This is a genomic window from Sphingomonas sp. BK580, assembly GCF_014194975.1.
In the GTDB taxonomy this organism is placed as follows: domain Bacteria; phylum Pseudomonadota; class Alphaproteobacteria; order Sphingomonadales; family Sphingomonadaceae; genus Sphingomonas.
This window is the reverse complement of sequence record NZ_JACIAY010000002.1, coordinates 102,621-128,108: the sequence shown is the minus strand read 5'-3', so window position 1 is coordinate 128,108 and position 25,488 is coordinate 102,621. Positions and strand designations below refer to the sequence as shown.

26 protein-coding genes and 1 tRNA gene are annotated in these 25,488 nt (G+C 70.2%); 11 read left to right on the top strand and 16 right to left on the bottom strand.

Annotated elements, in window-relative coordinates:
* Positions 1 to 330 precede the first annotated feature (330 nt).
* Positions 331 to 501: a hypothetical protein gene (locus FHY05_RS03820; protein WP_183943090.1), complete on the bottom strand. Its 171-nt coding sequence runs from the start codon at positions 499 to 501 to the stop codon at positions 331 to 333.
* A gap of 70 nt (positions 502 to 571) precedes the next feature.
* Here FHY05_RS03820 and FHY05_RS03815 point away from each other — a divergent pair, with 70 nt between their 5' ends.
* Positions 572 to 994 (top strand): response regulator, encoded by a 423-nt coding sequence (locus FHY05_RS03815; protein WP_183943089.1) that lies wholly within the window; start codon positions 572 to 574, stop codon positions 992 to 994.
* A 480-nt stretch (positions 995 to 1,474) separates the two neighbouring features.
* Entirely contained in the window at positions 1,475 to 2,692 is a 1,218-nt protein-coding gene (locus tag FHY05_RS03810) for an NADH-quinone oxidoreductase subunit D (protein WP_183943530.1), read from the top strand.
* 3 nt (positions 2,693 to 2,695) lie between these two features.
* Here the strand turns inward: FHY05_RS03810 and FHY05_RS03805 are convergent, their stop codons facing one another.
* The 10 genes from FHY05_RS03805 to FHY05_RS03765 form a co-directional block, all read right to left on the bottom strand.
* Positions 2,696 to 3,436 carry a Crp/Fnr family transcriptional regulator gene (locus tag FHY05_RS03805; RefSeq protein WP_183943088.1) on the bottom strand — a complete coding sequence of 247 codons (741 nt, stop codon included), beginning with the start codon at positions 3,434 to 3,436 and terminating at the stop codon, positions 2,696 to 2,698.
* An 85-nt stretch (positions 3,437 to 3,521) separates the two neighbouring features.
* Positions 3,522 to 5,384, bottom strand: a complete 1,863-nt coding sequence (locus FHY05_RS03800; protein ID WP_183943087.1) for a M61 family metallopeptidase — start codon at positions 5,382 to 5,384, stop codon at positions 3,522 to 3,524.
* Positions 5,385 to 5,389: 5 nt separating this feature from the next.
* A complete protein-coding gene (locus FHY05_RS03795; protein ID WP_183943086.1) occupies positions 5,390 to 5,602 on the bottom strand; it encodes a hypothetical protein in 213 nt (70 codons plus the stop codon).
* A gap of 249 nt (positions 5,603 to 5,851) precedes the next feature.
* Positions 5,852 to 6,904, bottom strand: coding sequence for a zinc-binding dehydrogenase (locus FHY05_RS03790; protein ID WP_183943085.1), 1,053 nt, complete (start codon positions 6,902 to 6,904; stop codon positions 5,852 to 5,854).
* A 1-nt stretch (position 6,905) separates the two neighbouring features.
* Entirely contained in the window at positions 6,906 to 7,919 is a 1,014-nt protein-coding gene (locus tag FHY05_RS03785; protein ID WP_183943084.1) for a beta-propeller fold lactonase family protein, read from the bottom strand.
* Positions 7,916 to 8,290, bottom strand: a complete 375-nt coding sequence (locus tag FHY05_RS22230; protein ID WP_221190996.1) for an SDR family oxidoreductase — start codon at positions 8,288 to 8,290, stop codon at positions 7,916 to 7,918. The genes FHY05_RS03785 and FHY05_RS22230 overlap by 4 nt, the downstream gene beginning before the upstream one ends.
* The gene (locus tag FHY05_RS22225; protein WP_221190995.1) at positions 8,236 to 8,631 is read right to left on the bottom strand and encodes an SDR family NAD(P)-dependent oxidoreductase; all 396 of its coding nucleotides are present in this window, start codon (positions 8,629 to 8,631) and stop codon (positions 8,236 to 8,238) included. Before FHY05_RS22225 ends, FHY05_RS22230 begins: the two co-directional genes overlap by 55 nt.
* 1 nt (position 8,632) lies before the next feature.
* Complete coding sequence (locus tag FHY05_RS03775; protein WP_183943083.1) at positions 8,633 to 10,882, bottom strand: hypothetical protein; 2,250 nt, start codon at positions 10,880 to 10,882, stop codon at positions 8,633 to 8,635.
* 29 nt (positions 10,883 to 10,911) lie between these two features.
* Positions 10,912 to 11,328, bottom strand: a complete 417-nt coding sequence (locus tag FHY05_RS03770; RefSeq protein WP_183943082.1) for a DUF4383 domain-containing protein — start codon at positions 11,326 to 11,328, stop codon at positions 10,912 to 10,914.
* Between the two features lie 415 nt (positions 11,329 to 11,743).
* Complete coding sequence (locus FHY05_RS03765) at positions 11,744 to 12,754, bottom strand: polyprenyl synthetase family protein (protein WP_183943081.1); 1,011 nt, start codon at positions 12,752 to 12,754, stop codon at positions 11,744 to 11,746.
* Between the two features lie 101 nt (positions 12,755 to 12,855).
* Here FHY05_RS03765 and FHY05_RS03760 point away from each other — a divergent pair, with 101 nt between their 5' ends.
* Positions 12,856 to 13,137 (top strand): chorismate mutase, encoded by a 282-nt coding sequence (locus tag FHY05_RS03760; protein ID WP_183943080.1) that lies wholly within the window; start codon positions 12,856 to 12,858, stop codon positions 13,135 to 13,137.
* A gap of 6 nt (positions 13,138 to 13,143) precedes the next feature.
* Here the strand turns inward: FHY05_RS03760 and FHY05_RS03755 are convergent, their stop codons facing one another.
* Positions 13,144 to 13,659 carry a GAF domain-containing protein gene (locus tag FHY05_RS03755; RefSeq protein WP_183943079.1) on the bottom strand — a complete coding sequence of 172 codons (516 nt, stop codon included), beginning with the start codon at positions 13,657 to 13,659 and terminating at the stop codon, positions 13,144 to 13,146.
* A 178-nt stretch (positions 13,660 to 13,837) separates the two neighbouring features.
* Here FHY05_RS03755 and FHY05_RS03750 point away from each other — a divergent pair, with 178 nt between their 5' ends.
* On the top strand, positions 13,838 to 14,791 hold the full coding sequence (locus tag FHY05_RS03750) for a cation diffusion facilitator family transporter (RefSeq protein ID WP_183943078.1): 954 nt from the start codon (positions 13,838 to 13,840) through the stop codon (positions 14,789 to 14,791).
* Entirely contained in the window at positions 14,788 to 15,429 is a 642-nt protein-coding gene (locus FHY05_RS03745; RefSeq protein WP_183943077.1) for a hypothetical protein, read from the top strand. Before FHY05_RS03750 ends, FHY05_RS03745 begins: the two co-directional genes overlap by 4 nt.
* Before the next feature lie 173 nt (positions 15,430 to 15,602).
* Here the strand turns inward: FHY05_RS03745 and FHY05_RS03740 are convergent, their stop codons facing one another.
* Positions 15,603 to 16,223, bottom strand: a complete 621-nt coding sequence (locus FHY05_RS03740) for a DUF4893 domain-containing protein (protein WP_311732364.1) — start codon at positions 16,221 to 16,223, stop codon at positions 15,603 to 15,605.
* Entirely contained in the window at positions 16,220 to 17,005 is a 786-nt protein-coding gene (locus tag FHY05_RS03735) for a 3-hydroxybutyrate dehydrogenase (RefSeq protein WP_183943076.1), read from the bottom strand. The genes FHY05_RS03740 and FHY05_RS03735 overlap by 4 nt, the downstream gene beginning before the upstream one ends.
* 113 nt (positions 17,006 to 17,118) lie before the next feature.
* Between FHY05_RS03735 and FHY05_RS03730 the strand changes: the two genes are divergently transcribed.
* From FHY05_RS03730 to FHY05_RS03720, 3 genes are all read left to right on the top strand, one after another.
* Complete coding sequence (locus FHY05_RS03730; protein ID WP_183943075.1) at positions 17,119 to 18,030, top strand: neutral zinc metallopeptidase; 912 nt, start codon at positions 17,119 to 17,121, stop codon at positions 18,028 to 18,030.
* 275 nt (positions 18,031 to 18,305) lie between these two features.
* Positions 18,306 to 20,057 carry a methyl-accepting chemotaxis protein gene (locus tag FHY05_RS03725; protein WP_183943074.1) on the top strand — a complete coding sequence of 584 codons (1,752 nt, stop codon included), beginning with the start codon at positions 18,306 to 18,308 and terminating at the stop codon, positions 20,055 to 20,057.
* Between the two features lie 85 nt (positions 20,058 to 20,142).
* Positions 20,143 to 21,201: a hypothetical protein gene (locus FHY05_RS03720; RefSeq protein ID WP_183943073.1), complete on the top strand. Its 1,059-nt coding sequence runs from the start codon at positions 20,143 to 20,145 to the stop codon at positions 21,199 to 21,201.
* Between the two features lie 144 nt (positions 21,202 to 21,345).
* Here FHY05_RS03720 and FHY05_RS03715 read toward each other — a convergent pair whose 3' ends face one another.
* Positions 21,346 to 22,686, bottom strand: coding sequence for a DUF2171 domain-containing protein (locus FHY05_RS03715; protein WP_183943072.1), 1,341 nt, complete (start codon positions 22,684 to 22,686; stop codon positions 21,346 to 21,348).
* Between the two features lie 237 nt (positions 22,687 to 22,923).
* On the opposite strand from FHY05_RS03715, the gene FHY05_RS03710 reads away from it, so the two are divergent.
* The 3 genes from FHY05_RS03710 (at position 22,924) to FHY05_RS03700 (ending at position 24,574) form a co-directional block, all read left to right on the top strand.
* Positions 22,924 to 22,999, top strand: a tRNA-Ala gene (locus tag FHY05_RS03710).
* Between the two features lie 55 nt (positions 23,000 to 23,054).
* On the top strand, positions 23,055 to 23,822 hold the full coding sequence (locus tag FHY05_RS03705) for an NUDIX domain-containing protein (protein ID WP_183943071.1): 768 nt from the start codon (positions 23,055 to 23,057) through the stop codon (positions 23,820 to 23,822).
* A gap of 56 nt (positions 23,823 to 23,878) precedes the next feature.
* A complete protein-coding gene (locus FHY05_RS03700) occupies positions 23,879 to 24,574 on the top strand; it encodes an extensin family protein (RefSeq protein ID WP_183943528.1) in 696 nt (231 codons plus the stop codon).
* Between the two features lie 184 nt (positions 24,575 to 24,758).
* On the opposite strand, the gene FHY05_RS03695 is transcribed toward FHY05_RS03700, so the two are convergent.
* Positions 24,759 to 25,277: a hypothetical protein gene (locus tag FHY05_RS03695; protein ID WP_183943070.1), complete on the bottom strand. Its 519-nt coding sequence runs from the start codon at positions 25,275 to 25,277 to the stop codon at positions 24,759 to 24,761.
* Between the last annotated feature and the right edge of the window lie 211 nt (positions 25,278 to 25,488).

Here is a 25,488-nt window from a genome sequence, read left to right as displayed (position 1 = left end):
GCGACCGGCTGAGGGCGCGCGCGTCCAGGGGCTGCTCTCGCGGCTCGCCGACGTCGACCGGGTCACGTTCGAGGAGTTGCTCCGCAGCGAGCTGGTGTCGACGAGCGACGACATGCGCCCGGTGACGAGCTCGCCACCGACTCGGTGAATACGGCGCGCCCGGGCGGGCCGGTTAATCTCTCGATCTGCTGGCGGCCCGATGCGGCGGGTAGCGACGGCAGGTCATCGCTGCGCATGACTTGGCGGGAGCGCGGCGTGACGATACCGCTAACCGACGGGGTCGCGCGGCGGCGGACGGGGACGCGAGCTGATCGAGCGGGCGCTGCCCTATCAGCTCGGTGCCGAGACGAGCTGCGTTTCAGGACCCGAGGAGATCCGCTGCACCATCACGCTTCCCGTCTCCGCGATGATGGGGGTGCGGTGCGGGAAGCCGGTCAGTGTCCGCTCGATCACGCGCGCGATCAGGCGCGTGATGCACCGGTGGTAGCGCGAACTCAACATGGGCCATTATCCGCTGTAATAGACCGATGGTGCATCGACGTGACAATCCGGCGGAAACAAGGGGATAGTGATGATCGACCGCAAGAAGCTGAGTGGCTGTGTCGTCCTCGTCGTCGAGGATGAATATTATATCGCGAGTGATACCGCGGCCGCGCTGAAGGGTGCCGGTGCCGTCGTCCTCGGTCCCTGCCCCAACCAGGATGAGACGATGCGGGTCCTCGGCGAGTTCAAGCCGTCGCACGCGATCCTCGATCTGAACCTGGACGGCCAAGGCCCCAGCTTCGAGCTCGCCCGCGAGCTACAGGCGCAGGGCGTGCCGAGCATCTTCGTGACGGGATATGATGAGACCGTGGTGCCGAAGGACCTCGCGTCGACCCGATGTCTACAGAAACCGGTCACCTACGGTGAGGTCGTCTCAGCATTGAGCGCGCATGTCGGCAGCGGCGCCAGCCCTCATGTCATCGCCCTGCGACGGATGACGTCGACGCTCTGACCCTGGCCACTGCGTCCATCGCTGCCCGGACGCGCCGTCGACGCACCGCAGGTCGAGGCAAGGTCGCTCCGCTCGCCCGAGGCCGATCCGGGCAGCGGTCACGGTCGCTCTCCCGGGCGCCGCGCCCGTATCAAGGCCAACGCGTCTCCAGGATCGCGACCCCCGACGCGCCGCCTGATCTCGCTTAACATCATGTATCTGGAAGTTCATCCTCAGATACTTGCGACAGCGACAGGCGGCCCGACGAGTTCAGGTAGCAGCGAGATTATCCCCGATCGCGGGACAATACTTCCTCCCGTATTCCTTTTCCACTTCGATTGTTAAGCCATTTGAAAGCCGTGTCCCCTGCCGCGGGTTAGAGATGAGACGGAGAGCCGGGAGACGATCGTGAGCAGCACCGATGACGCCTTCACCCCGAGTGAGCGCCGGACCGATCGGCCGATCGACGCCGCCGACGTGCGCGCCCGCTCCGAGCGCGCGATGGAGACGCTCGATCCCGCACTCGATGGCGTCGCCGCCCACGACGTCAACATCCGCAACTACACGATCAACTTCGGCCCGCAGCACCCTGCGGCGCACGGCGTGCTGCGGCTGGTGCTCGAGCTCGACGGCGAGATGGTCGAGCGCGTCGATCCGCATGTCGGGCTGCTCCACCGTGGAACGGAGAAGTTCATCGAGACCAAGCCCTACCTGCAGACGATCCCCTATTTCGACCGGCTGGATTACTGCTCGCCGATGTGCATGGAGCACACCTACGTGCTCGCGATCGAGAAGCTGATGGACCTCGAGGTACCGCGCCGTGGCCAGTATCTTCGCGTGCTGTTCGCCGAGCTGACGCGGATCATGAACCATCTGCTCAACCTCGGCAGCCACATCATGGACGTCGGCGCGATGACGCCGAACCTGTGGCTGTTCGAGCTGCGCGAGGACACGATGAACTTCTACGAGCGCGCCAGCGGCGCTCGCATGCACGCCAACTATTTCCGCCCCGGCGGAGTGCGCCAGGACGTGCCACTCAAGCTGCTCACCGACATGGCCGACTGGCTCGACACCCGGCTGCCGCGGCTGTTCGAAGACTCGATCAGCCTCGTCGCCGACAATCGCATCTTCAAGCAGCGCAACGTCGACATCGGCGCCGTCTCGCGCGACGACGCGATCGCCTGGGGCTTCTCCGGCCCCTGCCTCCGCGCCTCAGGCATTCCGTGGGACCTGCGCAGGGCGCAGCCGTATGACGTCTACGCCGACATGGACTTCGAGGTCCCGGTCGGCACACGTGGCGACTGTTACGACCGGTTCATGGTGCGCGTCGAGGAGGTTCGGCAGTCGGCGCGGATCATGCGGCAGTGCCTGCGCGACATGCCTGACGGCGCGGTGGCGAGCGACGACCGCAAGGTGAAGCCGCCGCATCGCGCCGAGATGAAGCGCTCGATGGAAGCGCTGATCCACCACTTCAAGCTCTACACCGAGGGCTTCCACGTGCCCGCCGGGGCGGTCTATGTCGCCACCGAGAGCCCCAAGGGCGAGTTCGGCGTCTATCTGGTCAGCGACGGCAGCAACAAGGCCTATCGCTGCAAGATCCGCCCGACCGGCTTCAGCCACCTCCAGGCGATGGACTTCATGTCGCGCGGGCACATGCTGCCCGACATCACCGCGATCCTCGGCTCGATCGACATTGTCTTCGGCGAGGTGGATCGCTGACGCTCAGCGTACCGCCCCGCCACCCGCGGCGGGCCGCCGGCCGAGGTACAGGTAGCGCGGGTCGAACTCCGCGGTGCGCCACAGCGCGTCGCGATCGAGGATCGAGACGCGCCCCGCCGTGACCGACGCGGCCCTCGCCTCGCGCAGGTCGCGTAGCACGCGGTTGACCGACACGTTGGTGAGCCCGGTGCATTCCGCGATGTCGGTCTGGGTCAGCCGCAGGTCATAGCCGCGCGCGTCCGCGAGGCCGACGATCAGCAGACGCTGGTGCAGCTCGCTCAGCAGCATCGCGACGCGCGCCGCCGCGCTGCGGCGCCCGAGCGACACCTCCCACTCGCGATGGATCGACGCGTCGAGGTTGGTACTGAACCAATAGCTGCGCGCGAGCGACGGGAAGCGCTCAGTCAGCGCGAGCAGCGCGCGATGCGGCACGATCGCGACGCGGCACGGCGTCAGACTCATCACGTCGTGGTCCAGGTAGGTGAGCGTGAAGCTGTGCAGGTCGGCGAAGTCGCCCGCGACGTGAAGCTCGGTGATCTGGCGCTGACCGTTGCGCAGGTCCTTGTAGCGGCACAGGACACCGTCGAGCAGCAGCGTGCTGTGGTCCTGCACCTCAAAGGCGCGCACGACCAGGGTGTCCGCCGGAACGGTGCGAATCTCGGCGACGCTGGCGCGGACCGCCTGCTCCTCCTCCGACGACACCGTCCCGCGGGCACGAAGCTTGGCAAAATGACGCTCGATCAACGCGTGCTGTCTCCCGCTTCGACGCGCCGGTCGAGTGCGCCGTCGAGTCCTCTCGGAAAGAGACGGAGAAGCGTTCGTTCCGATTCTACACCTGAGTTACCCGCCTCGGCCGGAGGATGGCGCTCAGTCGGTCGGGCTGGTCGAGCACGCGCACCAGCCGAGGGTATCGCAGATGTCCCGGCGTGCGCAGCGCGATCGTGCGCACCGTCGCGCCGCGCCGCACCACCATCTCCACGCGCTTATCCGCGCGGTCGGTCAGGGCCGCGCGCAGCCGCTCGACCGAGAAGGGCAGCCGATCCACCGCGACGATGACGGTGCCGATCGTCACGCCCGCGTCGAAGGCGGCTCCGCCCCAGAGCACGTCGGTGACGCGACCGTCGCCGCCGACGCTCAGACCGATCGTATGGGTCAGGTCGGCGATGCCGGTCTCGCCCTCCAGACAGCGCTGGTAGGCATTGAGCGTGCCCGCATAATCGAGCCGATAGCCGCCGCGCGACAGGCCGCCCAGCAGCGTCCCCTCCCGCGTGTCGTGCACGGCCTCCAGGAGGAAGGCACGCCAGTGGAACGGCGCGATCGCGTCGAGCCGATCGGCCACCTCCTCGAGGTCATACGGCCGTGTCGACCAGTCGCCTTCCGCCCCGCCGAAGAAAGATCGTGCGAAATCATCGAGCGAGCGTGTGTCGCCCGAGAGTTCGCGCAGCCGCGTATCGACCTCGAGCCACAGCAGCGCACCTTCGGCGTAATAATCCTCGCTGCGCTGCCAGCTTGGCCAAGGGAGCGGGCTGCGCGCCGCGATGATCGGGTCGCGCGTCGTGTCGAGGAGCGGGCGCCAGCGGCTGCCGGGGCGCGCCTCGTAGCGCGCCGCGGTGAGCGCCAGCGCACCCAGCGTCTCCTCCTCCGTCCACAAGCCCGACCGCGCGCACAGCACGTTGGTCCAATATTGCGTCTGTCCCTCGTAGACCCATAGCAGATCGTTCCGGATCGGACGATCGAACGAGGGCGCGCACGAGTCGGCGCCGCGCCGGTGCTTGCCGTTCCAGCTGTGAACAAACTCGTGCGGGATGGTGTCGCGCCGGGTGACGTGCTTGTCCCAGTCGGTGACATAGCCGGGCACGGTGACTGCCTCGAACGAGCGGTGATGCTCCACCCCGGCCGCGGTCAGCGTGTCGCTGAGCGCGAGCAGCATCTCGAAGCGGTCGAACGACCGGGAGCCGAACAACTCCACCGTCTCCGCGACGACGGCGCGGTGGAGAGCAAGCTGATCATTCGCGAAGGCGGTCTGGCGCGGCTCATCGGCGGCGACGTGCAGGCTGACGTGTTTCTCGAGCGGGAAGGTCATCATGTGCCGTCCGGCGAGCACGGGCGAGTCGACCAGCGTGTCGAGCGCGCTCCGCTCGAAGACGACACGCTCTCCTTTCCGATGCGCCGATGCGATCGCGCACGCCGCGCTCCAGCCTTCCGGCAGCGTGAGGCTGGCGTCCAACATGATCTGGCCCGCGGCGTGGCCCGCGGGATAGAGGACGGTCGCGTTCCACGGCAGGAGCAGCATTTCGGGCGAGCTGATGACGCGTCCCTGCGCGGGATCGGTCGGCGACAGGAACTGGAACTCCGCCGTGACCGCTGCGACCCCGTCGGGCACGGACACGGCGAAGGCATGAACCATCACCGGGTGCCGCCGCCACTCCAGCGCTCGACCGTCCGCCTCGAAGTGGAGCCCGGCGAGCAGCTCGATCGGCGCCACCGGCGCGTGGAACCCCGGCAGCCATTTGGGATAGAGCAGGATCAGGTCGCCGGGGGCGTCGACGGGGACGCGCTCGCTCACCCGCAGGATCCCGCGCCAACGATCGCTCGCGTCCACATGGAGCGCGAGCGGATGCCCGTACGGCCGGTCGGCCGGCTCGGGAATGGTGAACGCTGCCGGCTCGTCGCCGGCGTCATCGACGCGCATCGCGGTCACGACATCGCAGCGATGGCTTCCGCGCAATAGATGCGCGCGACGATGACACCGTCCCGGTCGAGCACGTCGACCCTCCCCTGCGGGTCCAGTGTCGGCACGCGCGAGCCGACGAAGGAACGGTGAAGGCGTCGGTTAGCACAGGCCATCGCATGCCAGACGTCGGGCGCACGAAGGCGATGGTCCTCGAGCAGCCGACTGGTCTTGTCCATGAAGTGGAGCGAGAAACGAAGCATGTCAGACTAAACGCTTCACGCGGTACCCGGCCTCGCTCTTTAAAGTCCTTTAAGCTGATTCGCCCCGCACTCGATCACGTCGACGCTAGGTCTTGAAGTGCATCAATTCGCCCGTCCGATCGAGTGCTGGATGTTGCAGCGCATCAGCCGCCGGCGGCCGGCTCGAAGGTCGCCGCGGACGTCGGCCTTCAGTTCGCGGCGGCGAGGCTCCGGCGTCTCGACGCCTCAGAGCTCCACCGCGACGAAGATCGCGCCGGTGCGCTCCTTGTCCTGGGCGACGTCGAACGCCTCGTTGATCCGCTCGAGCGGGAAACGGTGCGTGATCAGCGGCTGCGTCTTCAGCACGCCGCGCGCGACCAGCGCCAGCACCTGACCCTGCTCGGGATCGATGTCGTGCAGCGCGAAGCTGGCGCTCGGCAACAGACGGATCTCGGACATCTGGATGCGCTGCCACTCGAGCGGGATCGCGGTCTCGCCCGCGTCGAAGCCGCCGACGATCACCACCGCCCCGCCGCGCCGCGCCATCCGCGTCGCCCAGGGCAGCGTCGTCGGCATCGACTCGCCGCCCGCGCACTCGAACGCCACCTCGACGCCGCGGCCATCGGTGAAGGCCAGCACCGCGGCGACGGGGTCGTCGCGATCGGCGCGCACCACCGCGTCGGCGCCGAGCTCCCGGGCCACCGCGAGCGAGTGCTCCACCGTGTCGATCACGATCGCGCGCGCGCCGCTCGCCTTGGCCAGCATCAGCTGCCCCAGCCCGATCGGCCCGGCGCCGATGATCGCCGCGCTGTCGCCGATCGCCAAGCCGGCGAGATGGTGCGCGTGGAGGCAGACCGAGAAGGTGTCGATCAGCGCCGCGTCGTCGAAGCCGACATGGTCGGGCAGCCGGTAGAATTTGTGCTGCGGTCCGACGACGAACTCGGCGTAGGCGCGCGACACGCTCCTCGTGCGCGTCGGATAGAGATCGGGGCAGCGATTGTACTGGCGCGCGCGGCACCAGTCGCACTGCCCGCAGCCCAGTACCGTCTCGATGACCACCCGGTCGCCGGGCGTGACGCGGGTGACGTCGCGACCGACCTCGACCACCTCGCCGGCGAGCTCGTGCCCCATGACGTGGCAGGCGAGCTCGGGCTCGTGCTTCTTCCAGTGGCGCAGGTCGGTGCCGCAGATGCCGGCGACGCGGACTCGCGCGCGGACCCAGTCGGCGGCGGCGAGTTCGGGCGGATCGATCTCCTCCACCGTGAAACGACCGTCGGCGGTCTTCAGCGCGGCGCGCATGTCATCGTCTCTCCCGGTCGGTGGCGAGGAAGGCGGCGCCGGGTACGTTCAGCCGCTGCGGCGTGCCGGCGGCGCGTCCGCCCTCGTCGAGGTCGAAGATCGCCACCGTCCCGTCCTGCTCGTGCGCGACGAGCAGCTGACCATCGAGCGGCAGCAGGTGGCGCGGCGAGGCGCCACCGCTCGGCACGCGCGCCAGCAGCGTCGGCAGGCCGCGGGCGTCGAGCGCGAAGGTGAGCAGCCGGTCGGTGCCGCGCGTCGTCACGTAGAGCCGCTGCGCGTCGGCGGAGAGCACGATGGCCCCACCCAGCGCGTCGCCGCTCGCCTCGGCGGGATCGAGCAGCGGCTCGCGATGCACGGCGACGAGTCCGTCCACGCCGGGAGCCAGCACCGTCAGTTCGGGGACGAGCTCGCTGACGAGATAGCCGATCGGCAGCGTCGGGTGAAAGGCGAGGTGTCGCGGGCCACTACCCGGTGGCGCGGCGTAGAGCTTGCGCGGCGGCGAGAGCGCGCCTCGCTCCTCGACCGCGTGAACCACGACCCGGTCCGCGCCGAGGTCGACCGCGATCAGCTCGCCGGAGGGGGAGAAGCCGACCCAGTGCGCGTGCGGCGACTCCTGTCGCTCGCGGTTGGGCCCGCTGCCCGCGTAGACGTACACGTCGTCACCCGCGGGCAGCCCGCGCGCGTCGAGCGCGAGCAACATCACGCTGCCGCTCGCGTAATTGGCCACCGCGAGGAAGCGCTCGTCGGCCGACAACGCGAGATGGCACGGCGCCTCGCCGCCGCTCGGCACCTCCGCGAGCAGCGCCCAGCCGCCGGCCGCGCTGTACACGGCGATCGTGCCCGCGACCTCGTCGACCGCATAATGGTGGCCGGACCGCGCCGATGTCAGCACGAACGAGGCGTTGGTGACCGGCACCGCCGCGAGCACCCGCCATGCGCGCTCGTCCCCGCGCGCGAGTTGCACCAGCCCGGCGCCGCCGCCTGCCGCGTAAGTGCCCACCAGCGCGCGAGTCACGGCAGTTCCTGCACGCGCGGCTCGACCCGCAGCGTCACCACGTCGACCCGCGGCGGGCGCGAGAGCACGAAGCCGATCGTCTCGGCGATGTCCTCCGCCAGCAGCATCTCGTGGCGGGCGACTTTCGCGCGCTGCTCCTCCGCCGTGCTCTCCTGCATGTCGGTGCCGACCGTGCCCGGCTCGATCAGGCTGACGCGCAGCCCGCGCTCTTCGACCTCCTTGCGTAGCGTCTCGGCGAAGGCGCTGAGCCCGGCTTTGGTGGCGGAATAGACGCTCTCGCCGGGCGCATGGATCGCGGCGCTGATCGAGCCGACGATCACCACTTGCCCGCCCCGGCCGAGCCGCGCCAGCGCCGCCCGGGTCGCCGACATGGCGCCGACCAGGTTGACGGCGACGACGTATCGCCAAGCCCCTCCTCCATCGCGTCGATCGGGTCGGCGCCGAGCGCGGCGTTGGACACCAGCGCGTCGAGCCCGCCGAGCCGCTCGTCCGCCGCGGCGAACAGCGCCTCTACTCCCGCGCGCGTGCCGAGGTCGGCGGTGATGCCGTGGACGCGGCCGGGCAGATCGCGCATCGACTCGAGCGCCGCGGCGAGCGCGTCGGCGTCGCGGCCGACGGTGACGACGTGCGCACCCTGCTGCGCCAGCAGCCGCACCGTCGCCCGGCCGATCCCGGTGGTGCCGCCGGTGACGACGATCCGCTTGTCCCTCATGCTATTCGCTCCAGGTGAGGATCAGTCGGCCGCTCGCGGGTACGCGATAGTCGACCCGGTCCTTCGAGGTGGCGACCGGGCGGAGCTGGTCGCCCCCCGCGGTGGTCAGCACGGCTTTGGGCAGGGTGCGGCGCTTGACCCGTACCAACGCGAGATCGGCGTGGCAGGTCTCGCCGCCGTCGAGCTGCAACGTCAGCGCGCGATCGCCGGTGCGCTCGATCGCGCGGACGAACAGGTTGCAGAAGAGTCGGAACGGCGCGCCCTCGACGACGTGCTGCGAGCGCGACGCGAACACCATCGCGGCGCCGCAGCCGTAGATCTCCTGCCCCACCTGCCCCGCGGGCTGGCCGTCGCCGTAGAGGTCCTCCAAAGGGAAGGAGAGCTTCGGCACGATGACGCCGCTCTGGTGTGGTGGCCCGGCGATCACCTCGGCGGGCAGCACGTCCGGATAATAGAACCAGGCGCGATCGAGCGCGTATTTGCAATATTCGCTGATCAGCATACGCGCCGCCGGCTCCAGATCGGGTCCGCTGTCGGCGAGATACGCCTCGAAGGCGACGAAGCTGTCGAAACACTCGTAGATCGCCATATAAGGCGCGTCGTGGAGACAGGTCGCCCCGAGGAAGGTGCGATAGTGGCGCGCGTGCCCGACGTCCGACTCCCACAACTCGCAATTGTGGAAGAAGCTGGCGAGATAGACGTAGCTCTGCGCGAGATAGCGGCCGTCGTCGGTGATGCGCCACAGCCGCATGCACGCGGCCGCGCCCCAGGCGGTGAGATTGGCCTGATACTCGAGGTTGAAGCGCATGCCGACCGCGGCGTCGATCGCGGCGCGCGCCTCGTCGAGGAAGCGCTGCTCGCCGGTCAGCGCGTAGCATTGCAGCATGACATAGGCGTAGAGCCCGCCGACGTCGGTCTGACCGAAGCGGTCGTCGTTGCGCGCGCGCGTCTTCACACTGAAGTCGCGCACGTCGTACATGATCGGCCAGACGTAGCGGAAATGGTGCGCGGCGCGGATGCCATAGTCGACCGACTTGAGCAGCAGGTCCCGTGCCAGCGCGTCGCCGTCGAGCGCCAACCGCGCGAGGTTGAGCATCGGGTGATAGAGGTACCAACTGTCGACCGCGTCGGCGTCCTTGTCGTCGCCGACGTTGGGCAGGTAGCGGCGGATCGTGCCCAGCTCGGCGTCGTAGAAGCGCGGCAGGCCGCGGCGCAGCTCGTCCTCGAGCGGCAGCGGCGCACCCGCCCAGCGGCCATGATCGTGCACCGCCGCGAGCACCGAAAGCTGCACCATCACATCGGGATATTCACCGCCGGGATAGGGCATGACGTAGCGGTGGCCATAGTGGCGCACGGTGGCCTGCGGCGCGGTCTCGAGGTCGCGCAGCGTCCGCTCGGCGCGCCAGAGCCAGTCGCGATAGTCGGTGCGCGGCAGCGGCAGCGCCTGGTACGCGGTGCCGAGCATCTGCAGAAACTGGCGCGCCATCTCCAGCTCGTCGTCGTAAGCGTGGTCGCGGAAGACCAGGATCGCGTCGGACAGCCGGACCTCCTCGCCCGCGGGCAGCGGATGAGTCGGCGGCGTACCGCTCTGCGGCGGGGTGGGCGGCAAATAGCCGAGCTCGGGCCACTCGCCGCCGACCGCGGCGTCCGGTACGGTCTGTGTGGCGGCGAAATAGTCGTTCAGCTCGGTCAGGTTCTGCAGGTACAGCAGGCTGCCGAAGCTGGGCGCATCGAAGCGCAGGTAGAGCAGGCCGCCGTTGACGCCGCGCTGCGCCGCCTCGACCCGGCCCTCGGCGCCGAGCGGGTCGTCGCGGCCATCGAGCACGTAGAGGTCGCGCGGGTGAAAGGGTACCAGCAGCGGTGCGCGCGGGGTGAGCCAGGCCTGTAGCTGCAGGCGGTGAAGGTCGGCCTGGGTGACGCGCACCGCCACGACGTGGCGACCGATGACACTGTCCGCCTCGAGTCGCAGCACTTCGCCGGGCATGGGGGTGATCAGCCGCGCGTCGAAACCGCCGTCGGGCGTATAGGCGGCACGCAGGGCGACACCGCCCCGCCCGCCATCGCGCCGCACCACCAGCCAGATCGAGTCGGCGCCCTGCAGCAGCTCGATCGACAGGTCGCCGAGTGCCTCGCTCGCGAGCCGTCGCATCGCGCCGCCGCGGAGCTCGGCCCGCAGACCGAGCACATAGGCGCTGACGCCGGGCACGTCCGCAGGAAGGGCAAGCACGTCCTGAAGCGTGGCGGCGGACATGGTGCGGTAGGCTCCTGCTCGCGTGATCGTCACTGCGCCGCGGGCCGGACGGACGGCCGCGCCACGAAGCCGGCGTAACCGGCGATGGCGGCGAGCAGCGCGTGAAGCCAGATGTCGTTGCCGTAGAGCGGGACCAGCCCGAACAAGGTATCGGCGCCCGGCACCAGCCCGGCGATCGTCAGTACGGCGTAGATGACCGCCACTGCTCTGGCGTAGAGCCGCGCCGCCGCCTCGCCGCGCGCCGCCGCCAGGCCCCACAGGCCGAACAGCAGGTGGACGAGATTGTGGAGCACGTTGACGGGAAAGAGGCCCAGGGCCAGCCGCGACGCGCCCGCGACCGCGACGCCAGGATGCGTGTGCTCGGGCGAGAGGCCGGGGATGAAGCCGGCGATCCCGGCGAGGAGGAAGACGGCCCCGTAGAGTGTGGCGAACCCGCGTAGCGTCATGTCCCGTTCCTCCCGATCCGCTCCCCTGCCTTCGGCGGCTGACGGCCGCTGGACGATGGAGGAGCGTCCGGCTTCCCGGGGTCGACGCCACGAGGGCGTCCGTGCCCATCCACCACCCTGCGGCTGGTTCGCCTCGCCGCGACGACGAGAGAGGTCACGCGAGTACGCATGATCGGGCGATGGGGTGCCCGGTCAGTAACGTAGGTTTCGCAGATTCTCGGCCTCTCCGGTGCGCCTGCGCGAGCAGGAGGACAGTGCCGCACGAAGCATGAGACGTTTCGCACCTGATCGGTGCCGGCTTTCACCGGACCGCCGTCAGAGGACGCGCCGGCTCACGACGATCACCAGCGGGAGCGGACGATGTCTGTGGCGTCTATCCTGGCGCGCATCACGCCGCCCAGATCTTCGCCGCAGCTCAATAGGCGCGCGCGACCGCGAACTCGACCGCCTCGATCATCGAATCCTTGGCCGCGCTCGCGGGGAAGAGCGCGAGCGAGTCGATCGCGAGCTGGCCATAGTGGCGCGCGCGCGCGAAGGTGTCGTCCACGGCGCGGGTCTGGCGCACCAGCGCGACCGCCTGGGCGAACTCCTCGTCCCCGGCGCGCCGCCCCGAGACCGCGTCGCGCCAGAAGGCACGCTCGTCCTCGCCGCCGCGGGCGTAGGCCAGGATCACCGGCAGCGTCATCTTGCCCTCGCGGAAGTCGTCGCCCGCGTCTTTGCCCATCGTGCCTGAGTCGCTGGTGTAATCGATGGCGTCGTCGACCAGCTGGAAAGCAATGCCGAGGTTGCGGCCATAGGAGTCGAGCGCCAGTTCCTCCGTCTCGCCGCGGTCGGCGACCACCGCGGCGATGCGGCAGGCGGCGGCGAACAGCGCCGCCGTCTTGGCTCCGATGATGTCGAGGTAACGCTCCTCGCCCAGATCGATCCGCCGCACCGCGGTGAGCTGGTTGACCTCGCCCTCCGCGATCACCGCGCTGGCGTTCGACAGGATCTCGAGCGCGCGCAGGCTGCCGCCCTCGACCATCAGCTCGAACGAGCGCGAGAACAGGAAATCGCCGACCAGCACGCTGGCGGGATTGCCCCAGATGATGTTGGCGGTGCGCTTGCCACGGCGCAGATCGGACCCGTCGACCACGTCGTCGTGGAGCAAGGTCGCGGTATGGATGAACTCCACCGCGGCGGCGAGCAGGTGGTGGCGCGTCCCGCCATAGCCCAGCAGCCGAGCCCCCGCGAGCGTCAGCATCGGGCGCAGGCGCTTGCCGCCGCCCGCGATCAGATGCCCGGCCAGCTCGGGGATGAGCGGGATCTCCGATCGCATGCGGTCGACGATCACGCGGTTGACCGCCGCCATGTCCTCGGCGACCAGATCGATCATCGGATCGAGCGACGGCGACGTGCCGGCGAGACGGTGGAGAGTGGCGCTCATCTACGCTCGCCCTTAGGGGCTCGCACGCGCGCAACGCAAGCGCGGGCTTGCTGTTCGTCATCTCGATCAGCATGGAGACCGCGCACGCGAGGGAGCCAGCGATGACCGACGACGTCCTGAGACGCTACCGCAAGAGCATCGACAACATCGATGCCGCCTTGGTCTGCCTGCTCGCCGAGCGCTTCAAGATCACCCAGGCGGTCGGCGCGCACAAGGCGACGACGGGCCTGCCCGCGGCTGATCCGGGGCGCGAGGAGGCGCAGATCGCGCGGCTGCGCCGGCTCAGCGAGGAGGCCGAGCTCGACCCCGAATTCTCCGAGAAGTTCCTGCGCTTCATCATCGACGAGGTGATCCGCCACCACCGCGCCGCGCAGCAGGGCTGAGCCGCCTCAACGCGCCTGAAGCCGTTCCAGCCGCGCCACCACCATGCCGGCCTGGCGGCGCAGATAGCCGCGGTCGCTGGTGGAGAAGCGCGCGCGCGGCTCCCGGTCGAAGACGCACAGGGTGCCGAGCGGCAGGCCGGCACCGGCGAGCAGCGGTGCCGCGGCGTAGAAGCGCAGCGAGTCGCGCTCGGTCAGCGCAGGGTTGCTGGCGAAGCGCTGGTCCGCGGCGATGTCGGCGACGTGGAACACCTCGCCCGGCGACAGGATGGCGTGACCGCACAGCGACGTGCGACGGCTGTAGGCACCGGGGGCGTAACCCGCCCCGGCGATGATGTAGTGCCAGTCCTTGTAGACGATCGACACCGCCGCGGCCTGGGTCTGCAGCGTCTCGCGGACGTCCTCGACCAGCGACTGGAGCGCGCCGTCGTCGCGGACGCCGAGCGCGCCCGATCCCTCGACAAGGCGCTCACGCGCCGGCTCGTCGGGCGGCACTGACGCCGGCTCGTAGACGGTGATTCCCATGAGATCCTGCTGCCCTGCCGCGGAGGCGCGAATGTAGCGCGGGAGTGATGAAGGGCGCGCTTACATCGCCTCCGAAACGGCAACGATCGCGCCGTACGTCGCGGCGACGCGGCACCTTGTCGCGCTCGCGCGTTGGCGGCATCACCGACGCGTCCCGCGCGGGATTCAAGGAGACGGCATGGCCACGCTCGCCGCGCGGGTGCGCGAGAATATCGTCCTCTACGGCGCGCTCGCGGCCAACGTCGGCATAGCGGTCGCCAAATTCGTCGCGGCCGCCCTCTCCGGCTCGTCGTCGATGCTGACCGAGGGTGTTCACTCGCTGGTCGACAGCGGCAACCAGATCCTGCTGCTCTACGGCCAGCGCAAGGCCCGCCGCGCCCCAAACGCGGCGCACCCGTTCGGCTACGGGCGCGAACTGTATTTCTGGTCGTTCGTGGTGGCGATCCTGATCTTCGCGGTGGGCGCGGGCGTGTCGATCTACGAGGGCTGGAAACACTGGCGCGAGCCCGAGCCCCTCACCGATCCGTTGCTCAACTATATCGTGCTGGCGATCGCCTTCGCGCTGGAGGGCACCTCGTGGTTCATCGCCATGCGCGAGTTCGCCGCCGCCAAGGGTGAGACCGGCTGGTGGCGCGCGATCCGCGAGTCGAAGGATCCGCCCGGCTTCATGGTGCTCTTCGAAGACTCGGCCGCGCTGGCCGGACTCGTCATCGCCGCGGCGGGCGTGTGGGCGAGCCATGCCTACGCCGACCCGCGCATCGACGGACTCGCCTCGATCGCGATCGGCGGCATCCTGGCGCTGGTGGCGATACTGCTCGCGCGCGAGAGCAAGGGCCTGCTGATCGGCGAGCGCGCCGACCCCGCGGTGGTAGCGGCGGTGCGCGCGGTGGTGGAACGCCAGCGCGGCGTCACCGCCGTCAATCATGTCCGCACGATCCACACCGCGCCCGACAGCATCTTCGTCGCGATCAGCGCCGACTTCGACGACTCGCTCACGATGGGCGAGGGCGAGCGGATGATCGAGGCGATAGAGGATCAGCTGCGCGCGGCGGAACCGCGGCTCTCCTCGATCTACATTCGACCGGAGCGACGCGAGGATGCCGCCGCCCTGCCCGCCGAGGCGCGCGCGTGATCGCCCGCCGCCTGACCGCGTTGACCGCGCTGCTGCTCGCGCTCGCCGCCTCGCCGGCCCAGGCGGCGGTGACGATGACCTTCTGGAGCCGCGACTTCGGCAACTACTTCCCGCACGCCTTCTTCCAGCTGCGCGGCACGCTCGACGCCGGGGGCGCGCCGGTCGACGCGAGCTACGGCTTCACCGCGCGATCGATCACGCCCGCGATCCTGTTCGGCAACGTCGCCGGACGGATCGAGCGGCCGAAGCTCGGCTACATGCAGGGGAGCAGGGTGCGCTTCGCGGTGACCCTGAGCGACCCGCAATATGCCGCGGTGCTGGCGCTGGTGCGCGCGTGGGACGCGACGACCGGCGATTCGACCTACAATCTCGGCAAGCGCAACTGCGTCACCTTCGTGCGCGAGGCCGCCCGGCGCGCCGGTCTGGTCACGGTGGACTTCCCCAAGCTGATGAAGAAGCCGACGAGCTTCCTTCGGGCCGTGGCGACGGCGAACGCCGCGCAGGTGCGCGTGATCGAGCAGGACGGCAGGACCTATCTCGCGGAGCACCCGCCGCTCGACGGCGTGGTGCCGGTGGAAGCGCCGGTGTCGACGCCGGGGACGCTGCCGGGGGAGAAGGCGGACGCGCCGAAGGAGTAGCGGCGCTGCTCACGCGGTCGCGTAACCGAGTATGCGGCCCTATTCCGTCCTGATGCGCTCGCCCCCGCGTTCAGGCCGCCGCGCGCGCCCGAGCCGTGGTGTACGCGGTGGCATCGGGCCCGGGTCACGCCCGGGGTAGCGGTCTAGGATCGGCCGCGTCATGCTTGTCTGCCCTATCCCGCGGGCACCAGCTCCACCACGTCGAGCAGCGACTCGAAGGCCGGCTGTGGCAGCGTCACGCGCCAGCGCGCGGGGCCGATCCGCTCGACCCAGCCCGCCAGGTCGCGCGCCGGCTCACGACCGTAAGGGTAGGGTCGCGCCTCGTCGCCGAGGATCATCACGCCCAGGAACACGGCGCGCAGCCCGTTGTCGGCGAAGATCACCCCGGTCGGTCGCTGCGAGCCCGTCAGCTTCTCCAGCCGGAGCGCGCCGTCGTCGACCGCGACGCGGCAGACGAAGGGAGGATAGTCGACATAGTCGAGCTGTCCTGGCTGCCGCGCGCCGAGCTTGTACACGCGGCACGCGTAACGGCCCGCCGGGGGGATCGGCTGGTCGAGCGCGCGATCATAGTCGAACAGCGCACCCTGCGCCGCGATCGCGTCGGGCGCGGCACGACGCGCCGCGGCGAGCGCGCGCTGCCAGGTCTGCCGCCAGGAGCGCAGCCGCTCGCGGTCGGTCGGGGTGGCGATCCGGCGCCAGTCGCTGCCGGCGGCGGGCGGGGCCAGTCGCGGCGCCGCGCTGTTGCCGCAACCGACGAGCGCGGCGGCGAGCGCGAGCGCCGTGGCGCGCCTCACGCCGCGGTCCAGCCACCGTCGACCGACAGGTTCGCGCCTGTGATCGCGCTCGCCGCGTCGCCGCACAGGAACAGGACGAGCGCGGCGACCTGCTCCGACGTGACGAACTGCTTGCTCGGCTGCGCCGCGAGCAGCACGTCGTCGATCACCTGCTCGCGCGTCAGCCCGCGCGCCGCCATCGTCGCGGGGATCTGCTGCTCCACCAACGGCGTCCAGACATAGCCGGGCGAGACGCAGTTGGCCGTGATGCCGTCGGTCGCGGTCTCCAGCGCCACGGTCTTGGTCAAGCCGACGAGGCCGTGCTTGGCGGCGACATAGGCCGATTTGTTCGGGCTGGCGACGAGGCTGTGCGCCGAGGCGGTCGAGATGATCCGACCCCACCCGCGCGCGCGCATGTGCGGCACCGCGGCGCGGATCGCGTGAAAAGGGGCGCTCAGCCCGATCGCGAGGATCGCGTTCCATTTGTCTGCCGGAAAGTCGGCGATGGGCGAGACGAACTGGATGCCGGCGTTGTTGACGAGGATGTCGGGGCCACCCCAGGCGGCATGGGCGCGCTGGATCATCGCCGTGATCTCGTCGGGTCGGCTCATGTCGGCGGAGTCGTGCAGTGCCTCGGCGCCGCTCGCTCCCGCGAGCTCGGCGAGCGCCGTCGCGATCCCCGCCTCCTCGCCGAAGCCGTTGATCATCACGTGAGCACCTTCGGCGGCGAGCGCGCGCGCGATCGCCAGGCCGATGCCCGAGGTCGACCCCGTCACCACCGCGCTCTTGCCTGCTAGGACCATCCGCTCGTCTCCTCCGCGCGCCCCATCGGTGAGCGGGCCCGCGCTTGCAACCCGCCCGCCCCTGAACGCATTCATGCCGCGACGGCAACGAAACGCCTGGGGGGACCCGATCGATGCGGCTCGACGATTATGACAACGACATCAACGTCGGCGAGGCGCGCGGCGGCGGCGGGCTGGGCGGCGGGGGCGGCGGCGGCGGGCTGCTGCTGGGGCTGCTGCCGCTCATCGGCAGCCGCTTCGGCTGCGGCGGCATCGTCGTGGTGCTGCTGCTGCTCGCGGTGTTCGGCGGGCTCGGCAACCTCGGCGGTCTGCTCAGCGGCGGGGGCAGCACCTCGGCCCCGACCGCGCAGGTCGGCACCTCGGAAGGCGGCGGCGTGCGCCAGATCTGCGATGCCTCGCCGCAGCGTCGCGAGACCTGTCAGGCGTTCAGCAACGCCCAGAATACCTGGGAGCAGATCTTCGCCAAGGAGGGCCAGCGCTTCAGCCCGCCGATGCTGCGCTTCTTCGACGGTAGCGGCCAGTCCGGCTGCGGCCAGGCGATGTCGGCGATGGGACCGTTCTATTGCCCGACCGACAACGGCATCTACCTCGACACCGAGTTCTTCGACGAGCTGACCAACCGCTTCAAGGCACCGGGGGACTTCGCGCAATATTACGTGATCGCGCACGAGTTCGGCCACCATATCCAGAAGCTGCTCGGCACCTCCGACCAGGTCCAGCGCGCCCAGGCGCGCGGCGGCGAGCGCGAGGGCAACGCACTGTCGGTACGGCTCGAGCTGCAGGCGGACTGCTACGCGGGCGTGTGGGCGGCGCAGAACCGGCAGCGGCTCGATCCCGGTGACGTCGAGGAAGGCATGCGCGCGGCGCAGGCGATCGGCGACGACACGCTCCAGCGCGAGGCGCAGGGCCGCGTCGTGCCCGACAGCTTCACGCATGGCACCTCGGCGCAGCGTCAGTCGTGGCTGCGCCGCGGGATGGAGAGCGGTGATCCGGCGCAGTGCGACACCTTCTCGGGGGCGATCTGAGCGGGCGCCGTCCGCCCCGCCCCTTCCACCGTCATCCGGAACTTCTTCCGTCATCCACGGGGCGGCGCACTCACCGGCCGGACCCAAGGGGAGCGCTGGATCCCCGAACAGGTCCGGGATGACGGTAAGAAGAGCGGGGTTCTTCTCGCCGTGGGTCACTCCTGACCCAAATTAGTAGCCGCATCTTAAGTATTTTCGATCACGTACGGCGAAGATCGGCGCGCCCGGCGCGCCCCCCTTAAGCTGAACGAAGATCGGGTCTGTACATGCGAGCAGTGGCGAAGACGCTGGCGGGGCGGGGCCTGTCCGCCAAGGTGACGATGCTGATCGTGCTGTCGCTCGGCCTGCTCGCCCTCGTCACCGCAGGCGTGACCGCCACCATCCTCGGCGCCAACGCCGAGCAGCGCGCCAACGAGCGCCAGGAAGCGAACATGCGCGTCGCCTGGGACGTGCTGCACCGCTACGGCCGCGCCGCCCAGCTCGACGGCGCCACGCTGATGATGGGCAGCCACGCGCTCAACGGCGACAATGCCGCGGTCGACCATGTCAAAGCGCTGGTCGGCGGCACCGCCACGATCTTCCGGGGTGACACGCGCGTCGCCACCAACGTCAAGAATCCCGACGGTTCGCGTGCGGTCGGCACCACGCTCACCAGCCAGGCGGTGCGCGACACGGTGCTGCGCGACGGCAAGCCCTATCGCGGCCGGGCCGACATCCTCGGAACCGCCTTCTTCACCGCCTACGACCCGATCACCGACTCCAACGGCAAGGTCATCGGCGTGCTCTACGTCGGCATACCGGCGGCGCAGTTCCTCGCCGACCTGCACGAGGTGCAGCTCAGCATCGCGCTCGCCGCGCTCCTCGTCACCGTCGTCGCGGCACTGAGCTGCCTCGCCGTGACGCGGCGCATGTTCCGGCCGCTGGGCGAGATGCGCGGCGCCATGGAGCAGATCGCGCGCGGGCAGCTCCAGGTCAGCGTACCCGGGCTCGACCGCGCCGACGAGATCGGGACGATGGCCAAGTCGGTCAGCGTGTTTCGTGAGGGAGCGCTGGCCAAGGCCCGGGCGGACGCGGAGCAGCACGAGGTCGTCGAGACGCTCGCGCGCCATCTCGCCGCGCTCGCGGCGGGGCAGCTCACCGCCCGCATCGACGGCCCCTTCCCCGAGAGCTACGAGCGACTGCGCGCCGACTACAACAACGCGCTCGACGAGATCCGCGGCGCGATCGGTGCGATCCGCGACGGCAGCGCGGCGGTACATGGCCACACCGCCGAGCTGAGCCAGGCTTCCGACGACCTCTCCCGCCGCACCGAGCACCAGGCCGCGAGCCTCGAGGAAACCTCGGCGGCGATGACCGAGATCGCCGGCACGATGCGCCAGGCCGCCGACGGCGCCTTCAAGGCACATGAGGCGATGGAGACGGTACACGACGAGGCGCAGCGCGGCGGCACGGTCGTGCGCGACGCGGTCGCGGCGATGGGGCGGCTGGAGCAGGCCTCGGCCGAGATCGGCGCGATCATCGCCGTGATCGACGCGATCGCCTTCCAGACCAACCTGCTCGCGCTCAACGCTGGAGTCGAGGCAGCGCGCGCCGGCGACGCGGGCAAGGGCTTCGCTGTGGTCGCCAACGAGGTGCGCGCGCTCGCCGCACGCTGTGCCGACGCCGCCACCGACGTGCGCCAGCGCATCACGCAGAGCGGCGAGCAGGTCGATACCAGCGTCCGCCTCGTCAACGAGACCGGCGCCGCGCTGGAGCGGATCACCGGGCAGATCGGCGCGATCGGCGGTCTCGTCGCGGAGATCGCGAGCTCGGCTCGCGCGCAGGCCAGCGGACTCGATCAGATCGACGTGGCGCTCAACCAGATCGACGGCGTGACGCAGCAGAATGCCGCGATGGTGGAGGAGATCACCGCGGTCGCGCGTAACCTCGAGACCGAGGCCGATTCGCTCACCCAGGAAGTGTCGCGCTTCGTCGTCGACATCCGCGCGAGCACCCGGATCGAGCCGCGCCGCCCGCTCGCCGCCTGACCCGATCCGGAGAAGATGGTGGTGTCACGCCTCTCACGATGCCGCTAGACTGACCGCGGGCGGAGCAGACCGTGGGGGAAGCGCGATGCGGACGATGGTCGGAGTGACGCTGACGCTGGCGGCCTTTCTCGGGAGCCCCGCGGCGGGCGCGGCGCGCACACTGGCGGTGCCCGCGGACAAGGGCTGGATGCACGCGCAGACCCGGGTCGTGCTGCGTCCGCAAGTCGCCGGCCTGACTCGCCGCTCGCTCAGCGATTCGACCGAGACCGAGCATGACGTCACCGCTCAGTTCGAGAGTGCCGACCACGCCACGTTCGCCACGCTATACCTGTTCCACTCGGCCTTACCCGAGGTACCAGTGTGGTTCGATCGGGCCCGAGCGGCGCTCGAGACGCGCGATCTCTTCCGTCACGCCGCACCGGCGAGCGAGGCGCCGATCGCTTTCGTCGCGAGCGGGACGATCCCGGCGGCATTGCGCCAGACCTACGCGATCGTCGACGGCCCCAATCGCAGCACTGCGCTGGCGGTCATGCCGCTGGGCGAGTGGCTAATGGTGCTGCGCATGACCGGGCGCGGGAACAGCGCCACCCTCGACCGACAGCTCACCGACTTCGTCACCGCGCTCCGCCTTCCCCAGGACGCCGCGGCGCACCCGGCCGCGCCGATCGTGGCCTGCCCATCCGCGCTCGCCTACGGCAAGGCCAAGATGGTCAAGCCCGAGACGACCGACCTGCTCCTGTCGTTCCTCGGTGCCATGGCGGTGGAGGAGAAGAAGACCGAGCCCGCACCAGTCTCCACGCGCCCGTGGTGCCGTGAGGGAGAGCCCGGTGACGGCTTCGCCGCTTATCGCCGCGAGGACGAGACCGACGGCTTTGGTCTCGCGCTCCAGGATGCCGGTCGGGTCGCCTGGACGCGGCTGAGCGTGGCGTCGCAGTTCGCGGCGCAGCAGCGTGCCGGCGAGCGACTGGTCAAGGCGTCGACCTGGGCGGTGACGCTCAGCGACGTCGACGGTCGCACGCTCACTTTCCCGTCCTTCACCGCGCTGCCCACGCCCAAGCAGGTGTTCGAGGACATCAGCAAGCAGCGACCGCTCGGCAGCGCACTCGGCAAGCAGGTGACGATCGACTCGAAAGCGATGCAGTAGAGCGCGTTCGATGCCGCGACGTCGCGCCTGACTGTTCGGTCCGGAACCGTCCGCCCCCTCACAGATCGAGAAGAAACCCCGGGCGTCGCCGCCCGGGGTTTCTCACCGCATGGGTCGGTGACCCGCGAATGCGATCAGCTCGGCTCAGTACGTGCCCGAGAAGCTGCGGTTGAGGTTGGTCGACCCGGTGCTGTCGCCCGTGGCCGCCGACCCCGACGTCGCACCGGAAGTGGCGCCGCCGGTCGTGCTGCCGCCCGACGTCGCACTCGTGCCCGAGGTCGTGCCGCTGCTCAGCGCGCTGTCGCGCTGGCGGTCGCCGTCACTGCCGCGATCGCCGTAGCCGAACATCGCCTGGTTCTTCTCCTCGGTACGCCAGTGCTGCTTGGCCTCGTCCGCGGTCTTGCTCAGCGTGACCTTCTTGTCCTCGACCGACTTGATCCAGCGCGACGGGATCGAGTGGTGCTGACCACCCGCGTCGGCGTCGTTCTTGGTCAGCAGGATGCGATCGCCGCGCACCTTGTCGACGGTGCCGACATGGCTGCCGTCGGAGCCGACGACCTCGTCGTGCTCCTGCACCTTGTCGAGCGAGTCCCGCTGGCCCTGGCGCTCGGTGCGCCACGAAGCGAACTCGTTGTGGAACTTGGTGCGGTTCTCCTGGCGGTACTCGTCATAGTCGCGGTCGAACGACGCGATCTGGCTCGAGCGCCAGCTGTGGTAATCGCCGTCGCGGTCGCGGTCGCGGTCGCCGTCGTTCCGCTGGTTGTAGTAGCGCTCATCGTAGCGGTTGTCGGCCTCGCGGCGGCGCTCGGCCTCCTCATCGCCGAACCAGCTGCGCACCTCATCCCCGGCGCGCGCGAGGAAGCCGCGCTCGTCATAGTCATAGCCCTGCGGCTGCCGGCCATAGTCGCGGCCGCCCTGCTGGCGCCCGCGGTAGTCGTCGTCGTCCGCATGACGGCGCGAACCGACGTCTTCGAAGCGCCGCCCGTCCGAGGCATAGCTGCCGTGATACTCGCTGCTACCCTGCCCCTGCTGACCGTAGCCGCGGCCCTGCTGCCCGTAGCCGCGGTTGCCGTAGTTCTGGTTGCCGTAATCCTGCCGCTGGAAGCGGTCGCGATCCTGGCCGTAGCCCGACTGGCCGTATTGCTGCGCACCGTAGCGGCCGCGATCACCGCCGCCGAAACCGCCCTCGCCGTAGCCGCGGTCGCCGTAGCTGCGGTCGTCGTAGTTGCGATCACCGTAGTTGCGATCACCGCGGTTCTCGTCGCGGTAGCCGCGGGCGTAGCCGGCATTGCCGTACTCGCGGCGACCGTAGGACCCGCGATCATCGTCGTCGCGGTCGAACGAGCCGGCGGCCTGATAGTCGCGCGCGCTCGAATAGCTCTGGTTGCGGCCCGAGCCGTAGTCGCGGCCGTAATCCTGAGCCTCACTGCGGCCGTAGTAATCGCCCTGCGAATTGGTACCGCGCGGATTGCGTTCGTAACCCATGATGGTTCTCCTACGTGACACGTCGCGCGGCGCGTTGCGTCGTCGCGAGCGAGCAACCTGATAAGGATCAGCCCGGCGGTTCGTTCCTACCGTTGCGCTGCCGCAACGGCGCCTCGTCGCGATCGGCCAACGGCTCGCCATCGCGGCAGGATTTCTCGGGCGGGAGCGATTCCGTGTTGCATGCCCCGGATGCGCCGGCTAAGGGCGGCGCTCCCCGGCGATGCTGGGGAAGCGGGCGGGGCTGTAGCTCAGATGGGAGAGCGCTGCAATCGCACTGCAGAGGTCAGGGGTTCGATTCCCCTCAGCTCCACCACCCGCCCGATCGCTCCCCACCGCGGCCGCTGAGACCCACCCCGCGGGGAGCGGACATGACCACCGATATCGAACCTGACGCGACGCTGCCGCCGGCGATCCCCGCCGCGACGCTGATCGTGTTCCGCGACCGCGCCGATGCGCCGTCCGAGCTGCTGATCGTAGAGCGCTCATCCCGGCTCGCCTTCGCGCCCGGTGCCACCGTCTTCCCCGGCGGGCGGATCGACCCGGGCGACGTGGCGCTCGCCGGCACGCTCGGATCGACCGCGCCGGCCGACGCCGCCGCGCGCCTCGCCGCGATCCGCGAGACGATCGAGGAGACCGGCGTCGCGCTCGGTGTGGCTGAGCCGACCCGCGTCCAGGCGATCCGCGCCGCGCTTCAGGAGGGCGCGACATTGGCCGACGCGCTGGGCGACGTGGCGCTCGATCTCGGCCGCCTCGTACCGTTCGCGCACTGGCGGCCGGGTGAGCGCCACGCGCGCGTGTTCGACACGCTCTTCTACCTCGCCCGCCTGCCCGCCGACGCCCCGCCCGCGCGGGTCGACTCGAGCGAGAACGTGCGCCTCGACTGGGCCAGCGCGCGCGACATCCTCGCCGCCGCCGCGCGCGGCGAGCGCGCGCTGATCTTCCCGACCCGGCGCAACTTGGAACGGCTGGCGCAGTTCGCGAGCTATGACGAGGCGGTGGCGCACGCGCGCGCCACGCCGCTGCGGCGGATCACGCCGTGGATCGAGCCTCGCGACGGAGTCGACCACCTCTGCATCCCGGACGATCTCGGCTACCCCGTCACCGCCGAACCGGTGGATCGCGTGCGACGCGGCTGAGCAACGGCGCGCGCCTGTTACGCGGCGCGCGGCGCGCGCTCACGGCGGCGACGGCGCTGGCGCTGCTCGCCGCGGCGGCGCTGGTGGCATGGAGCGGCCTGCGCGGGCGGCCGCAGGACCTGCCCTGGGCACCGCTCGAGCTAGGCCAGCCGGTCGGCCTGTTCACCGGGCGGAAGCTCGTCGCGCTGGGCGAGCAGCCGGTGCGGTGCAGTGCGCTGCTCACCCAGGCGGGCGTGCGCTACGCCGCCATGCCGCCGCGGCGGCCCGCGCAGGCGCAGTGCGGCTACGAGTCGGCGGTGCGGCTCGAGCGTGGCGGCGCCCGGCAGATCGCGCTCGCGCCCGCGACCGTCGCCGTCAGCTGCCCCGTCGCCGCGGCACTGGCGATGTGGGAATGGGACGTCGTCGCGCCCGCGGCGCAGCGTCACTTCGGCGCGCGCGTCAGCCGGATCGACCATCTCGGCAGCTACGCCTGCCGTCGCCTGTACGGTCGCAGCAGCGGCGGCTGGAGCGAACATGCCACCGCCAACGCGCTCGACGTCGCCGGCTTTCGGCTCGAAGACGGGAGGCGCATCAGCGTCCTGCACGACTGGCACGGCGAAGGTGCCAGAGCGGCGTTCCTGCGCGACGTGCGCGACGGTGCGTGCCGGGTCTTCGCGACGGTGCTCTCACCGGACTATAACGCCGCGCACCGCGACCACCTCCACCTCGATCAGGCCGCACGTGGCGCGACGGGCTGGCGCGCATGCCGGTAGCGTGACGTCCTCGTCGCACGCGAGGAACGAGATCGAGGCGCGGGCGGGAACGACGGTCCTTCTACTTCCACGCGCGGCCGGAAACGCGTCAGGCGGCGTGATCCGCGCGGCATGATCGGCGAGCAGCGCCAGCTCCATCCGCCGCCGCGGCCGCGCCCCCCGACGCGATCGCGGCGCCAGCGGCTCAGTGGGGTAGCGCGGTCACGTCGACCTTCTCGACCCAGGCCGGGAAGAAAGCCGGCTGGCGCGACGACCAGCCCGAGGCGGTCGCCGCCGCCTCGCTGATCGACTGGAGCAGCGCGCGCCGCAGCTCCGGGTGGAGGTGCGGCATCGCCGCCGCGGCACAGAAGGCCGAGGGCAGCCAAGGCCGCACCTGCGCGCCGACCAGCCGCTCGTAGAGGAAACGATAGGCCGAGAAGGTGGTGATCCGCCCCTGCCCCAGGTCGAAGGCAGAGAGCGTGATCAGCGGTGCGAGCAGCTGCTCGGCGGCCTCGAGCCCGCTGTCGTCGGGCACCAGCGCGCGGATCGCTGGCAGGCGGCGGTAGTGATGCGCCTGCGCGCGGATGCTCGCCGCCTCGACCACGTCGCGCGACCAGCGCGTCATCGCGTCGTCGCGGTCGAGCCCGACGTCGAGGCTGCGCCGCACGTACCGCTGCGTCGCCGCCGCGAAGCTGGCGAACTCCTTCATCTCGGCCAATGTCATCGCGCCCTCGGCCGGCTTCCTTCTGGCACCCACGATCCGTACCCCGCCCCAGCGTTTCAACCGGGAGGATCATGCGCGAAAAGGGTTAACGCAGCCCTTAACGCGCGTGCCTTCCGATTGTCATTAATCCATCACGATCCGTGCCGCACCGCAACATGGATGCGACCAGCGGTTGTATCATGGTGAAAAAGGCGGTGTCGGCGCGACTTTA

Coding starts and splice junctions, on each gene's coding strand:
- FHY05_RS22225 (WP_221190995.1), bottom strand. CDS start 8,631: ATGAGGGACAAGCGGATCGTCGTCACCGGCGGCACCACCGGGATCGGC.
- FHY05_RS03800 (WP_183943087.1), bottom strand. CDS start 5,384: ATGCGCGTCGATGACGCCGGCGACGAGCCGGCAGCGTTCACCATTCCC.
- FHY05_RS03770 (WP_183943082.1), bottom strand. CDS start 11,328: ATGACGCTACGCGGGTTCGCCACACTCTACGGGGCCGTCTTCCTCCTC.
- FHY05_RS03820 (WP_183943090.1), bottom strand. CDS start 501: ATGTTGAGTTCGCGCTACCACCGGTGCATCACGCGCCTGATCGCGCGC.
- FHY05_RS03715 (WP_183943072.1), bottom strand. CDS start 22,686: ATGGGTTACGAACGCAATCCGCGCGGTACCAATTCGCAGGGCGATTAC.
- FHY05_RS03705 (WP_183943071.1), top strand. CDS start 23,055: ATGACCACCGATATCGAACCTGACGCGACGCTGCCGCCGGCGATCCCC.
- FHY05_RS03790 (WP_183943085.1), bottom strand. CDS start 6,904: ATGCGCGCCGCGCTGAAGACCGCCGACGGTCGTTTCACGGTGGAGGAG.
- FHY05_RS03695 (WP_183943070.1), bottom strand. CDS start 25,277: ATGACATTGGCCGAGATGAAGGAGTTCGCCAGCTTCGCGGCGGCGACG.
- FHY05_RS03810 (WP_183943530.1), top strand. CDS start 1,475: ATGGAGACGCTCGATCCCGCACTCGATGGCGTCGCCGCCCACGACGTC.
- FHY05_RS03760 (WP_183943080.1), top strand. CDS start 12,856: ATGACCGACGACGTCCTGAGACGCTACCGCAAGAGCATCGACAACATC.
- FHY05_RS03750 (WP_183943078.1), top strand. CDS start 13,838: ATGGCCACGCTCGCCGCGCGGGTGCGCGAGAATATCGTCCTCTACGGC.
- FHY05_RS22230 (WP_221190996.1), bottom strand. CDS start 8,290: ATGTCGGCGACCCGGGCGGCGCTGGCGCGGCTCGGCCGGGGCGGGCAA.
- FHY05_RS03720 (WP_183943073.1), top strand. CDS start 20,143: ATGCGGACGATGGTCGGAGTGACGCTGACGCTGGCGGCCTTTCTCGGG.
- FHY05_RS03775 (WP_183943083.1), bottom strand. CDS start 10,882: ATGTCCGCCGCCACGCTTCAGGACGTGCTTGCCCTTCCTGCGGACGTG.
- FHY05_RS03765 (WP_183943081.1), bottom strand. CDS start 12,754: ATGAGCGCCACTCTCCACCGTCTCGCCGGCACGTCGCCGTCGCTCGAT.
- FHY05_RS03735 (WP_183943076.1), bottom strand. CDS start 17,005: ATGGTCCTAGCAGGCAAGAGCGCGGTGGTGACGGGGTCGACCTCGGGC.
- FHY05_RS03755 (WP_183943079.1), bottom strand. CDS start 13,659: ATGGGAATCACCGTCTACGAGCCGGCGTCAGTGCCGCCCGACGAGCCG.
- FHY05_RS03730 (WP_183943075.1), top strand. CDS start 17,119: ATGCGGCTCGACGATTATGACAACGACATCAACGTCGGCGAGGCGCGC.
- FHY05_RS03795 (WP_183943086.1), bottom strand. CDS start 5,602: ATGGACAAGACCAGTCGGCTGCTCGAGGACCATCGCCTTCGTGCGCCC.
- FHY05_RS03815 (WP_183943089.1), top strand. CDS start 572: ATGATCGACCGCAAGAAGCTGAGTGGCTGTGTCGTCCTCGTCGTCGAG.